We start from the raw sequence: 13263 nt of genomic DNA on the forward strand, positions 1-13263 counted from the left end.
CATTACCATTTATTCTGTTTTTATCCTCAGGTTAAACATGAACGACTTACTCAGCACAGATCTGACGATATTACTCGTCGAGCCTTCGGTGACCCAACGTAAAATCATCGCAAACGAACTTAAAGAAGAAGGTGTGCAACAGATTGATTTCGCAGAATCAGTCAGTACGGCCATTGAATCGTTAAACTCACATATCCCAGATCTCATTATCTGCACACTCTATTTACCGGATGGTGACGCGCTTTCTTTACTTGACCACGTACATGCAAACTATAGCGACCATCAATTACCGTTTATGTTGGTATCTAGTGAGACTCGCCGACAACAGCTTGAAGCCTATAAACAGTCTGGTGTGGTTGCTATTCTTCCCAAGCCATTCACAAAAGAGCATTTGGGTAAAGCGATTAACGCCACGTTAGATTTATTGTCTCCGCAAGAACTAGAGCTAGATTTATATGATATTCAGGACTTAAGGATCTTAGTCGTAGACGACTCAACGCTTGCACGTAATCATATCCAACGTGTTTTACGAAATCTTGGAGCAACACGTATCTCCGAAGCTGAAAATGGTGCGCAAGCCCTCGATGTTTTGCAAGAAAGTATGTTTGACCTCATAGTCACTGATTACAATATGCCGGAAGTCAATGGCCAAGAGCTTACGGAGGCTATCCGCCGCTCTGATGAACACGCACATGTGCCAGTACTCATGGTCACATCTGAGGCAAATGAAACGCACTTAGCGAATGTTGCTCAGTCAGGTGTCAATGCAATGTGTGATAAACCATTTGAGCCAAATATCGTCAAACAATTAATCTATCAAATGCTTGAGCAAAATTAACTAAATAGTAGTTAAAAAAGTCATTCCAACTGGTTAAATTCGCCACACCCGTTTTTAACCAGCCTCCTCACAAAAATAAAAACTCATATTTTTCAAACGCTTAAAATTATTTTTTGAATTGGCACAACCTTTGTAATAGTTATTACGACTAAACAAACAAAGGAAGCAAGACAATGAACGTATTCACAAAACTAATGACAGTAAGCCTTTTAGCTGGCGCTTCAGTGACTGCTAATGCAAGTACCGTAAGTAATGAATTACTGGATGAGATTCAAAGTCGTGTTAGTGAAAACATTCAAACAAGTATCGTTGAGTTAAAAATCAATACGAAAAAAGCCCTTGTAGATAGTTTCATTCGTATTAGTGACAATGCCGAAGCAACTCAAACTGACTCTGATGAAGTCAAAAAGGAAAACTAATATGTTTAGCGAAGTAACCTTAATAAGCTTGTTAGCAATACCAGTTATCAGTTTGCTGCTGGCGTATTTCTCAATCGAAACGGTTAAAGTGATCAGTCAAAAATGGTTTATGGGTCGGGTATGATAAAGCGCAGGATGCTGAAAGTAAAAAACCCGCTAAAAGCGGGTTTTAAAACGGTGGCAAATTCAGCTTATAGCTGGCCTTCGTTTTCAGATAGGAACTTAGCAACACCTTCTGGGCTTGCGTCCATACCTGATTTACCTTCAGTCCAACCAGCTGGACACACTTCACCGTGCTCTTCATGGAACGCTAGTGCGTCAACCATGCGAAGCATTTCATCGATGTTACGACCTAGAGGAAGATCGTTAACTACTTGGTGACGTACGTTACCTTCTGAATCGATTAGGAATGAACCACGGAAAGCAACACCTGCTTCTGGGTGCTCAACGTCGTATGCTTGACAAATTTCGTGCTTAACGTCAGCAACTAGATCATATTTAACTGGACCGATACCGCCTTCGTTTACTGGCGTGTTACGCCATGCGTTGTGTGAAAACTGAGAGTCGATAGAAACACCGATTACTTCAACACCACGCTTTTGGAATTCTTCATAACGCTTGTCAAAAGCGATTAGCTCTGAAGGACAAACAAAAGTGAAGTCTAGTGGGTAAAAGAATACAACTGCTTTTTTACCTTTAATACGCTCATGTAGATTGTAGCTGTCTACGATTTCACCATTACCAAGTACTGCTGCTGCTGTAAAGTCAGGAGCCTGACGGCCAACTAATACACCCATTGTTTTCTCCAAATAGTTAGGTTTAGTTCCAATATACAAATCGTTTTGTAATTTGATTCTAATTATTGAGGCGCTGTTTGCGAAAAACAACCCCTTGAAAAAATTTGCCTAATTTTATTCAGCTCTTACCCAAAATAACAATCGAATTATCCGATAGGTACAATCTATAAATTCGATGGCACTGGGTTTTAGATACAAAAAAAGCCCCTTTTGGAGCTTTTTCGTGCGATGGTTAATCCATAATGCCATCTGGCATATCCGTGCGAATATGCTGCCATAGCTCACCGGATTGATGCCCATATTTACGAATAAGAGAAATGGCTCTGTCATGATCCCCTTGCTCGGCCAACTCAGTTAAATCACGATAAAACTCTCTCGTAATTTTTCTGATTTTAGGTTCAGAGAAATAATGACAACCAATTTTTGAATACAGGCCTCTGAAGCCATTTAAAATTAAAACATAAATTTTGTTGCCACCAGCAATAGCCAGTTGATGATGCACTTGATAATCATAATCTGCAAATGCCTCAGCGGTATCTGGTAATTCACTGTACTGAGCAAGAATTTCAACCACTTTTGCGCCGTTGAGCTTAATAGCTGCACGCGTATAAATCGCGCTGATATTTGTTCTGGCTGAAAGCAGTTGATCTGTAAGTTCAGGCACTTTGTCTTCATCTAGGCGAGCCAACGCTTCCAAGATATTCAGACCTGAAGTCTCCCAAAAATTATTTACACGGGTTGGCTTACCATGTTGAATAGTCAACCAGCCATCACGTGCCAAACGTTGAAGTACTTCCCTTAAAGTTGTTCTAGTCACTCCGATTAATTCTGATAGTTCACGTTCAGCAGGCAAAATAGAGCCCGGTGGAAACTCACCATTCCAAATCGATTCAACTATGTATTCCTCAGCAAAACCTGCTGGGCTCTTGGCTTTAAAAATTCTCATTTAGCACCACTTAATATTACAACTTAAGGCGTTGTATTCATGAAGCACATTGCTTTAGCTAGCAGGCGATCCACGACAATGCAACTCGTTAATCCACTGATTGTACCAGATGGCTGCAAAGTAACAAGCGTAACTGCAAATTGATAAGCAGTAATACCATTCTGATCAACAATAGACATCATAAGGCCTCGCTAAGATTTGGACCAATTAGGTAAGTAACAAATACCGCCTTCCATCTTCACTCAGCTCAGCAAACCATTTAACACATCAAACACGCTGTGTTTTTTACCTATACAAGCGTGCTTGAACTCTATATACCTTTTTGAACATTGATATTTAGCCTAATAACCAAGGAGATTATCGCACCTGTATGGCTATCTATCTCATTACATTCAAAATATTATTAAACCACGAAACAAATTTGTGTTTAAACTGTCAGAAATACAGCACGTTAGTTTGTAGCTGAAGTTCAACACGTGCAACTCAGCTTTATATCACGGCTTTTCATCATTAAGAACACCGAAAATGCAAAGTTGCACAAGGCGCAAATTCCTGTTGCGGTACCATCATCAACATCGCAAATACATTGCGATATGAAGTTTACCTCGCCATAATAGCGGCAAAAAAAGGAGATAGTATGTTGGATAAATTGGCGAGCTTTTCTCGCTCAACCACTGCTTGGGCAACCTTATTTATGAGTGCCCTGATTTTTGAAATCGTAGCATTGTACTTTCAATATGCCATGGGTTTAGAACCTTGTGTTATGTGCATCTATCAACGCACTGCTGTTTTAGGTGTATTAATTGCGGCGCTAATAGGACTGCTGGGCAAAGGCAACTATATAGTTCGACTTATCGCAACTGCGGGATGGGGCATAGCTGCCATTTGGGGCTGGTTACTTGCAAGAGAGCATCTCGACATGCAAACAACAACCGATCCTTTCGCGTTCACGTGCGCATTCGAGCCTAATTTTCCAGTGCCATTGCATGAGTGGATCCCATCGTTTTTCGCTGTAACTGGCAGCTGTTCAAGTATTGACTGGTCATTTGCAGGGCTATCTATGCCAGGTTGGATGGAAGTTATTTTTGCAGCTTACGCAATTAGCTTTATAATATTTGTGCCTATTATAGTGTTTAAAAAGTAACATAGAGAACCCCATGATTTTTAGATTGAGCCAAGTGCCACAGTTGTCTTCTCTCAACTTGAGGGATAAACAAAAAGTCAAAGCAATTGCTTTGAGCATGCTAGATGGTAAGGAAAAAGTGCTATTAGCCGTTTGTAAGCTACTGCTTTTAACACCTTTCTTTATGGCGCTGGCTTACTTTGAAGGTTTCTACCTACTCCCAGTATTATTTGTTGCAGGCCTTGCTTATCCACTATTTACAGTGCCCATTGAAATTCAATTTGCACTAAAATACTTAGACAGTGCGCTGAAAGAGTTTGAGCAGAGCCCCTTATAGGCTCTGCAATCTACCCTACTGAAAAACGACACGCTCTTTAAGCTTATCAACAATTCCCTTGCCAATCCCTTTAACCCGCGTTAACGCTTCTAAGTCGCTGAACTCTCCCACTTCTTCCCTATCGGCTACAATCGCCAATGCTTTCGAACGCCCAATGCCTGGCAACGTGATTAGTTGCTCCACTGTCGCGGTATTAATGTTTACCATAACTTGATTGACTTCTGGCACTGTGCTTTGAGTTTGGGCTTGTACGACATGACACAAGGTAAGCGCACCAATAAATAATGCTGCACTCCATAAATTTTTAAATAGCATGTGATCCCTCCTATTGAATCTATTTAAATAACAAATCTATCTGCCTTTTTGGCATTGATAAACATAGAGTTTTATCGCTTAGTTTGTAAATCTAATAGGAATATTTTCATTGTATTTTTTTCATCTTGAGCGTCTAATAAAGCGACTTAAAGTTGCATTAAAGCCTATTTAGGTTTACTGTATAAAAAAACAGTGTTTTATGGAGGGTGATCATGGCTGTTGTTGTAAAATATGTGGTTGAAAGAAATGGAGTAGAACGAATGACTTTTACTAGCAAAAAAGAGGCTGATGCCTACGATAAAATGCTGGATGTCGCAGAAGCATTGGAAGGCATGTTAGAAAAAGTCGACGTACCATTGAGCGAGCAACAAGTAGAATCGCTTGCGCTCGAGATGGCAAAATACAAAGATGATTTTATTTCAGTACTAAAGGGTAGCAAACCGGCTGCAGAGAAAGATGTTAAAAAACCGGCAAAGAAGGCTGATGAAGCCAGCGACGACAAGGTAACAGCAATTAAGCAAGCTTGATGATCTCGTGTAGCGCCATTCATTAGCTGACTCGTCCCACAAAACGCAAAATGCCCAACTTAAAGTTGGGCATTTTTGATTGTATAGTTCGATACAGTCAATTACTTTAATACTGACGCAACAGCATCTGCAAAGTAATCAATATTGCTTTGACTGATACCCGCAACATTCACGCGGCTAGAGCCAACAATATAAATCGAATACTCTTCACGCAGACGGTCAATCTGCTCTTTGTTAATACCCAAGAACGAGAACATACCATGCTGGCGTTCAATAAATGAGAAGTCATGACCAGTATTTCTCTCGGCTAGACTGTCTTTGACAAGGCTACGTAGTCCATTGATGCGATTACGCATCTCTGCCAACTCTTCATGCCACAACTGCGTTAGTTCATCGCTAGATAGAATAGTATTAACAATGTCTGCGCCATGTGCAGGCGGCATTGAATAGATACTGCGCACCACGCTTAATAAGACAGAATTTGAAATATCTGCAATTGCGCTCTCTTTAGAAATAATCGAACATGCACCAATACGCTCTCTGTACAAGCCGAAGTTCTTCGAACAAGAAGAGCAAATGATCATCTCTTCAACTGTCTGAGCAAGTAAACGAAGACCATTTGCGTCTTCATCTAAGCTGCTACCAAAACCTTGATAAGCGATATCTACTAAAGGTGTGAATCCAACGTCTTTCGCAAGATCAGCAAAAATTTGCCATTGCTCTGCATTTAGATCCATACCACTTGGGTTATGACAACACGCGTGTACTAAAACAACATCCCCTTTAGGTACTTGCTTTAACGTGTCGATCATTTCATCAAACAAAAGACCTTTATTATCATAATCGTAGTAAGGGTACTCTTTGACATTTAATCCTGCAGCTTCAAATAGGCTGATGTGGTTTGCCCAAGTTGGTGTTGTTACCCAAACAGTTGCGTCTTTATTGCAGCGCTTGATGAATTCAGCCGCTACACGCAATGAACCTGTACCACCTGGTGTTTGCGCCGTGCGTACACGGTTAGCTAATAGTGATGTGTGACTATCACCTAAAAGAAGCTGCTCCATCTTCGAGCAAAAATCTAAGTTTCCAGCTAACCCGATGTAAGATTTTGTTGTTTCATTTTCTAGGCGAAATGCTTCTGCTTTTTTGACCGCTTTAAGCACAGGTGTAGCACCTTGCTCATCTTTGTATACACCTACACCCAAATCAATTTTATTAGGGTTATCATCTTGCTTATAAGCAGCCATAAGGCCCAAAATAGGGTCTGTAGGAAGTGGTTTTAGTTCTGAAAACATGTGTATTTCTTTTCCTATAAAAACTGGTACGCAAAAACGAAAGACAGGATAAAAGCGTGCTTTACTTCATCATCCCTGCCCTGCATTTAGTATATATTCATCTAGATACTGCGTAAGAGCCATGGGGTTAAAGTTGCCACCAATACTAACACAAATTAACAAGAAGACGAGCCTTGTTAATGCGGAAGGTAGTGCGTTATTTTCAAGCACGCAGCAACAAGTACAGATAAATTGTCAGCAGTAAAAAAGTCTTTACTAAATGCTTCCGCATCAATGATCCCAACACACTCAAAATTATCATCAAGCAATGGTAAACATACCTCAGATTGTACTTTAGGATCGCAAGTATAGTACTCGCCACCTTGCGCAATATAGGCTGGAATATCGTTAATAATTCGAGATTTTTCTGACATCACGGTTTGAATATTGTTTGATGTTGCAGCAAACTGTTCATTAATTGGAAATAGTGGCCTGCTTGGCGCACCTTCATATGCTAGCTTCAGCAACTGGCGCTCGTCTTCAATCAGTCTAGCTTGATAAATGCCGAACCAGTCAACACCAGTTTGATTGTGAACAAAATCTACAATGGCCTGCAACTTAGATAATAACGCATCGTTTCTTTCATTATTGTCTATGTACTCGTTTAGTAAGAACGGAGCGTCTTGCAAGTTTCCAAATAGACTACAACTGCCACCTTCTCCAAGCTCGGGAATTTGATATGACCAAGTAGACTGAGCACTTTTCGTAGATAGGTGCTCCTCTAACATTGCAATTTTACTTTCAATGAGTGCCGAACCGAGGGGTGTCTGTGTTTTATCTAAGTACGCTGAAATCATTTAGCCATCCAAACATCTATATATCTAAAGTAAATCTAACATGCAAATCACTACATGGCCATAGGCCAAGGCAATTTTTTATTAATGCGAATGCAATAAGACAGGCATCAGTGAATAAAAATTACAAACGGTATCTATGAATTTAAAGCAGTAGGTAAACTAGCGAAACTTGATTCCCTGTTTCGTTATATGTGACGCTGTCTGCTATTTCAGACAGTAATTGTACTCCCCTACCATGTTCATTGGACGAGTAACCATCAGACGGCTCAGAAGAGGGAGTGAAGCCGCAACCTGAGTCACAAATTTCGAAGGTAATATTGCTCGCATGGGGGCAAAAGGCAGCTGAAATTTCAATTGATGCGTCAGTCAGTTTTGAGAGTGCATCAGCTCTTTGAGCATAGTATTCAAGAAAACCATCTTCTTGGTTCTTTAAATCAGAACTCAACCCCAATACTCCATGGTCGAGGGAGTTGTTATACGCCTCTGATAATAATAAAAATATATTAGAACGATGTGCATCCACACCTTCCACATTACTTAATACATTGACGATTTCAAGGACTGGATCTGTGGTTTTCATTTGCTCTGCATCAAGCGCTACAGACACATTAAATGGAATTGACGAATAATGTGATTTTGTTTTACTTTCTTGTTCTGCGGGTAAGCAGTTTATTATCGCGATACTGAGATCATCTTGCTGCTCTGCATGTTCTGAATAATTTCTTACACAGTCTATGACTTCATGTGTTGATATTTCAGGCTTACTCCCTAGTGTGTCAACAAGTCGAGATTCGCCAAACATATTCCCATCTGGGCCTTCACTTTCGATGATGCCATCTGTCGCCATCACCAAGCGCGTACCCGTTTCAACCTCAAAATGGAGTATGGTTCTTTCAAACTCATCTTCGTCCAAAATTCCTAATGCCATATGTTGAGATTCAATCGTCTTGAGCACGCCTCCTTGTCTGTCGATCAAATAGATATCTGGCAGCCCGCCAATCCACGCTGAGATGTTTTTACCTGAACTACTTATCTCAATGATTGCAGCCGCACAGAACATATGACCAGGTAGCAAGGTATAGAGTGAGCTGTTCAACTCAGTCGCAATGTCTCCCACAGCCATACCTTTTTGAACCATAGTGTAAAAAATTCGGGAAGCAGGTAATGCACCAACTGCCGCGGCTAGCCCATGACCCGTAAAATCGCCTAGTAAACAGTAAAAGCCTCCTATTGGGCTCTTTGCCATTAAAAACATGTCACCATTAAACATGGATGCTGGTGATAGATGGAAGTCACATATCGACTCAAACTTTTGTTGCCCCGAAAGCGCATTACGGAATATGTGCTCGACAATCTCATGCTCTCGTTCAGTCTGATTGTAATGGTATTGAAGCTGTTTTTTCTGCTCATTTGCTTCTTTGCTGAGCTTTCGTGTGCGTGCATGTGCACGTATTTTTGCAGATAAAATCACACGATCAAAAGGCTTATGAATAAAGTCATCCCCGCCAACTCGCAGACATTTCTCAAAGCTGGCGTGATCTTCAAGTGCTGTGATAAAAATAATGGGTAAGTAAACATCACCGGCGAATTCTTTGATTTTAGGGGCGGTTTCAAAGCCATTCATGACTGGCATCATGACATCTAACAACACAATATCAACTTCGTGTTGCTTTAATAACTCTAGCGCTTCCAATCCATTGTTTGCAACCAACACGTCGTAGTGTTGGTGCTCCAGCATGGTTGTCAACAGCCGGCAATTTAGAGGCTGATCATCAACAACTAAAATTAACATGTTAAAAGCTATTTCAATCAGTCAATTTCAAATTTTTTATCAAATCTTGAGATCTGCAAAATCTTTTTCAATTGAGGTCTGCAGTTGCTAATTTGTATGCTTCCTACAGAATCTCCAAGGGTCTTTTTCATGTTGAGTAACATGCCTAACGCAGAACTGTCCATATAATCCGTATCTCTTAAGTCAACGACCACTTTTTCGGTTTCATCGTTAACCTCTGCATAGGCTTGGCGAAATGATTGCACTAGGTTAAAGTCGAATTTTCCTTTAATTTGAATCGTTAAAGTCTTTCCATCAGCTGAAGCATTTTTGCTCAGGCTCATCGCAAGCTCCTACTCAAAGTTTAGTATTGTTATCCATCTTTCTGTTTTAAATATAATCGTATTAAGCAAATTCGCCAAAAAAATATAACTTGGTAAATCACTTTTTGCTACTATCGAGCTAATAAAATAAGTTTGGAGTAAACAATGTCAGATTCTCGTTTAGTCTTTTCTACCGAGTTTGGCAGGATCAAAGCCGATGAAGAGCCACAACAACCTGAAGTAAAACTTTTCAAAGACGGACATATTCGAATCGAACGTCAAACAAAAGGTAGAAAGGGAAAAGGGGTAATGCTCGTCGTAGGGATAAACCCTGACGAACACGATTTAAAAAAGCTAGCCAAGCTATTAAAAAGTAAGATGGGACAAGGTGGAGCCGTCAAAGAAGGCGTTATTGAAATTCAAGGTGACGACCGCGAAAAACTCAAGGGTTTGCTCGTTGCTCAAGGCTTTAAGGTAAAAATTGCAGGGGGCTAATTCCCTGCAGCTTTCATGATTTCCTGCGCTTGTCCAAATACATCTTGCTCTGTTAGTGGGGCGCTGTAATAGTACCCTTGTACAATATGGCAATTATTTCTCTGTAAAAATGCTACTTGCTCAGCAGTTTCTACCCCTTCGGCAATCACTTTCATACTCAGCTTTTGCGCCATTGCGATAATCGCTGCGGTAATTTCCATATCATTTGTATCTTCAGGTATGTCTTTGACAAACGAACGGTCGACTTTAAGCACATCGACAGGGAATCGTTTGAGGTAGCTGAGTGACGAGTAACCGGTACCAAAATCATCGATTGATAATGAAACGCCCAGCTTTTTCATCTCTTTTAATTGCTCAATGGCGGCCTCAACATCTCCCATGAGCATACTCTCGGTTAATTCCAAATGTAAGAACGCCGGCGGTAATCCCACTTCATCTAACGTTTCTGAAATGGTCTCTATCAGTTGAGTGTCTTTAAATTGCCGTGCTGATAAGTTTATTGAGATGTCCGCCGTATACCCTTTAGACCTCAATAAAGCCGAAAACCGACAAGCTTCTTGTAAAACCCAAGTACCAATTTCGACAATCAAGCCTGTTGTCTCAGCAATGGGAATAAACTTGGTTGGCGGTATCGGCCCCTCAGTGGGGTGAAACCACCTGATCAGCGCTTCGTAGCCGACAATTTTATTTGTTTTACTGTCAATTTGAGGCTGATACTGAAGCGAAAATTGCTGACTCTTGATAGCTTGTCGCAATTCGTTTTCTATATGTAGACGCTCGTTAGCGGCTGCATTGAGCTCTTGAGAATAGAAATGGAATGTGTTGCGGCCTTTTGCCTTCGCTTCATACATTGCCAAGTCTGCATGCTTAAGCAACTGCTCTTCTTCTTGACTATCATACGGCGCAAGCGTAATACCAATACTGGCACTGACAATCACCTCGTTATTTCCTAACGAGATGGGTTCACTAAGCGTTTTCTGAATTGTATGGGCGACATCCATGGCGTTATCACGTTTACTGATACCACTTAACAATACGGCAAACTCGTCACCACCCAATCGGGCGATGGTATCTTCCGCCCTCAATCTTTGTTTTAACCTGTCTGCAACTTCAACGAGTAGACGATCTCCTGCATCATGGCCAAGGGTATCATTAATACGCTTAAACTCATCAAGGTCAAAGTAGAACAATGCAAATGCATAATGACCTCGCGATGCCAAGGCCATCGATTTGCGCAATTGCATACGGAAAAAAGTACGATTAGCCAAGCCCGTTAAGGTGTCAAAATAGGCCAACTCTTCCATTTTCCTTTGGCTTTCTTTTACGAATGAAATATCTTGGGCTGATGCTACATAACTAGAAATACGACCGCCGTTTTCTCTAATTGGAGAAATACTCAAGCTGACCCAAATTTGCTCGTTACTACTACTTTGTAGCAATGTATCACCGCGCCAATAATTGCGACTTCTCAAATCAAAATCAATGTCGTCAATTAGAATGGCCATTTCATTAGAGATGATGCTCAGCAATGGAGAGTCCAAGAAGTGAGACTCCGAGAAACCGGTCATCTCAACCATTTTGGGGTTAACGTATTCTATTTTAAATCTTTCGTTGGTTATGACCACACCTGTACCTGAAAATGCAACAGCCTTAGACAAACGGTTAGCTGCTTTTTCCGCGATTTCTTTTTCGTTGATGCGCTGATTAAGACCATTTACTAATTTTTTAATATCATCGCTCATGTCATTGAATGAGGCATTTAGTAATCCGATTTCATCGTCGCTGTCTGACAATTTAGGGTGATCCCATTGACCACGACCAAAACTAATCAGCACTTTTACCAGCTGATTAATGCGCTTCAAAATAAGGTGGTAAAGTACCTGATGCAATAGCATCGCGACAAATGCGGCATACAATATAAATAGCCCGAAAAACTTAACCTTTAACTCTTCGAGAGCATGCAGTGCTGTATCTCTGCGTTTGTAAATCCCAACATACCAATCTAATGCCCCCAAGTGCATTACATTGGCAATATGACTGGTTTCAGCATGGATAAACTCATCTTGAAAACTAGGTAGGTTCACTTTAATGGCAGTATCTATGACCTGCTGAATGGACTTTGGTAACGCGTCTTTATTAAGCAGCTCCGCGCTCAATGTCGTTTTAAGCAAGCTAGGTGCAGACAGCACTCGTCCTTGCTTATCAAAAATAATATAGCTTTGCTCCGCATTCGGCTTTGGCAATCTTGCCAATAAAGTTTCGAGCTCTATATCACTACCAGTAAAACCACGATACAAGTCGCCTTCATACAGCGGCACTAAAATGCTTACCACCCATTTGTTCCAGACCGGATCGTGATGGACATCAGACCAAATTGCTTCTCTGGTTGGGTTTAACTCTTCGCGCAATAGTGGCTGAGCATGCATGTTAGCATGGCGGCTTTTTTCATCTTCCAACAGCACTGAATTAGGAGGAGCGATACGCACAAAGTCTTCAGTGGTATAGAGATAAAAATTAAAAAAATCTTGTAACAATATGGGAGACAAAATATTCCAAAGAGATTCTGAGCTTTTAAACAGCTCCCTATCCGTCGCAGATAGCTCTTCTTTTAACATGTAAGCAGCTGACATCCCATTGAGTGCAACGCTATGTGTACGGCCAGCGGTTGGCGTTAATGCAAGGTCACTATCACTAATGTCACTATTATCGGCAATTGGTAACAATCGCTTCGAAACCACCACATTGGTTTGTTGTGCTAGATTTTTTTTCAACTCTAGATACTGGGAAAACTGTTGAATGGCTTGTTCACTGATGCTGCGCAACTGCTTAAACTCCGCCTCAACTAGGTGTTTCTCTTCCGACTTAAGCATCAGAGCAGCAGCAAAAACTCCCGCAATGACACAGACAGCTGAAATCAAAATTGACAATTTCACGCTCAGTGAATTGGCACCAAAACGTGAAGGAGGACGGCGATTGCCCACGATAAAACCTTAACCTTGTTATGTTTTTTTTAATAAAGTGCTTTGAATATATCAGATCACGTAATTCGTAGCCAATCCAATTAAAGCATAAATTAAAATACCTTATTGTATTCCTACAATGTTATGTGTTAATAATAACCCTAACGTTACGAATTTGAACTTAAATAAAATATGAATTTCATTACGCGCCCTTATTTTTTCTTTTTTAGCTTCTTTAGATGAAGAGGCTTATCTGTTTGCGCGTAACAACGAATAGCTAA

At 40.7% G+C, this 13263-nt stretch carries 16 protein-coding genes; 7 read left to right on the top strand and 9 right to left on the bottom strand.

Annotation, left to right across the window (positions count from 1 at the left end; translation table 11 throughout):
* The first annotated feature begins 37 nt into the window (after window positions 1–37).
* From A7985_RS18655 to A7985_RS26970, 3 genes are all read left to right on the top strand, one after another.
* Entirely contained in the window at window positions 38–838 is an 801-nt protein-coding gene (locus A7985_RS18655; protein ID WP_065791914.1) for a response regulator, read from the top strand.
* Window positions 839–1011: 173 nt separating this feature from the next.
* Window positions 1012–1257: a hypothetical protein gene (locus tag A7985_RS18660; protein WP_065791915.1), complete on the top strand. Its 246-nt coding sequence runs from the start codon at window positions 1012–1014 to the stop codon at window positions 1255–1257.
* A 1-nt stretch (window position 1258) separates the two neighbouring features.
* Entirely contained in the window at window positions 1259–1381 is a 123-nt protein-coding gene (locus tag A7985_RS26970) for a hypothetical protein (protein ID WP_256096798.1), read from the top strand.
* 67 nt (window positions 1382–1448) lie between these two features.
* Here the strand turns inward: A7985_RS26970 and A7985_RS18665 are convergent, their stop codons facing one another.
* The 3 genes from A7985_RS18665 to A7985_RS26565 all read right to left on the bottom strand — a co-directional run bounded on the left by A7985_RS18665 (window position 1449) and on the right by A7985_RS26565 (window position 3182).
* Window positions 1449–2054, bottom strand: a complete 606-nt coding sequence (locus tag A7985_RS18665; RefSeq protein ID WP_065791916.1) for a peroxiredoxin C — start codon at window positions 2052–2054, stop codon at window positions 1449–1451.
* A gap of 232 nt (window positions 2055–2286) precedes the next feature.
* Window positions 2287–3000, bottom strand: coding sequence for a fatty acid metabolism transcriptional regulator FadR (gene fadR / locus A7985_RS18670; protein WP_065791917.1), 714 nt, complete (start codon window positions 2998–3000; stop codon window positions 2287–2289).
* Window positions 3001–3023: 23 nt separating this feature from the next.
* Window positions 3024–3182 (bottom strand): hypothetical protein, encoded by a 159-nt coding sequence (locus A7985_RS26565; protein WP_176716773.1) that lies wholly within the window; start codon window positions 3180–3182, stop codon window positions 3024–3026.
* Window positions 3183–3640: 458 nt separating this feature from the next.
* On the opposite strand from A7985_RS26565, the gene dsbB reads away from it, so the two are divergent.
* The gene (gene dsbB, locus A7985_RS18675; protein WP_370671178.1) at window positions 3641–4144 is read left to right on the top strand and encodes a disulfide bond formation protein DsbB; all 504 of its coding nucleotides are present in this window, start codon (window positions 3641–3643) and stop codon (window positions 4142–4144) included.
* A gap of 13 nt (window positions 4145–4157) precedes the next feature.
* Window positions 4158–4460 (top strand): hypothetical protein, encoded by a 303-nt coding sequence (locus A7985_RS18680; protein ID WP_065791919.1) that lies wholly within the window; start codon window positions 4158–4160, stop codon window positions 4458–4460.
* A gap of 15 nt (window positions 4461–4475) precedes the next feature.
* Here the strand turns inward: A7985_RS18680 and A7985_RS18685 are convergent, their stop codons facing one another.
* A complete protein-coding gene (locus tag A7985_RS18685; protein ID WP_065791920.1) occupies window positions 4476–4775 on the bottom strand; it encodes a ComEA family DNA-binding protein in 300 nt (99 codons plus the stop codon).
* A gap of 212 nt (window positions 4776–4987) precedes the next feature.
* Between A7985_RS18685 and A7985_RS18690 the strand changes: the two genes are divergently transcribed.
* A complete protein-coding gene (locus tag A7985_RS18690) occupies window positions 4988–5302 on the top strand; it encodes a YebG family protein (protein WP_065791921.1) in 315 nt (104 codons plus the stop codon).
* A gap of 101 nt (window positions 5303–5403) precedes the next feature.
* On the opposite strand, the gene A7985_RS18695 is transcribed toward A7985_RS18690, so the two are convergent.
* The 4 genes from A7985_RS18695 to A7985_RS18710 form a co-directional block, all read right to left on the bottom strand.
* Entirely contained in the window at window positions 5404–6597 is a 1194-nt protein-coding gene (locus A7985_RS18695; RefSeq protein ID WP_065791922.1) for an amino acid aminotransferase, read from the bottom strand.
* Window positions 6598–6773: 176 nt separating this feature from the next.
* Window positions 6774–7433 carry a GAF domain-containing protein gene (locus A7985_RS18700; protein WP_065791923.1) on the bottom strand — a complete coding sequence of 220 codons (660 nt, stop codon included), beginning with the start codon at window positions 7431–7433 and terminating at the stop codon, window positions 6774–6776.
* A gap of 142 nt (window positions 7434–7575) precedes the next feature.
* A complete protein-coding gene (locus tag A7985_RS18705; RefSeq protein WP_065791924.1) occupies window positions 7576–9225 on the bottom strand; it encodes a SpoIIE family protein phosphatase in 1650 nt (549 codons plus the stop codon).
* 17 nt (window positions 9226–9242) lie between these two features.
* Window positions 9243–9548, bottom strand: a complete 306-nt coding sequence (locus A7985_RS18710) for an STAS domain-containing protein (RefSeq protein ID WP_039608683.1) — start codon at window positions 9546–9548, stop codon at window positions 9243–9245.
* Between the two features lie 144 nt (window positions 9549–9692).
* Between A7985_RS18710 and A7985_RS18715 the strand changes: the two genes are divergently transcribed.
* Complete coding sequence (locus A7985_RS18715; RefSeq protein ID WP_065791925.1) at window positions 9693–10022, top strand: translation initiation factor SUI1; 330 nt, start codon at window positions 9693–9695, stop codon at window positions 10020–10022.
* On the opposite strand, the gene A7985_RS18720 is transcribed toward A7985_RS18715, so the two are convergent.
* The gene (locus tag A7985_RS18720; RefSeq protein WP_065791926.1) at window positions 10019–13003 is read right to left on the bottom strand and encodes an EAL domain-containing protein; all 2985 of its coding nucleotides are present in this window, start codon (window positions 13001–13003) and stop codon (window positions 10019–10021) included. The two genes, A7985_RS18715 and A7985_RS18720, sit on opposite strands and share 4 nt — an antisense overlap.
* Window positions 13004–13263 lie beyond the last annotated feature (260 nt).

Source organism: Pseudoalteromonas luteoviolacea, from assembly GCF_001696455.1.
GTDB lineage: Bacteria > Pseudomonadota > Gammaproteobacteria > Enterobacterales > Alteromonadaceae > Pseudoalteromonas > Pseudoalteromonas luteoviolacea_C.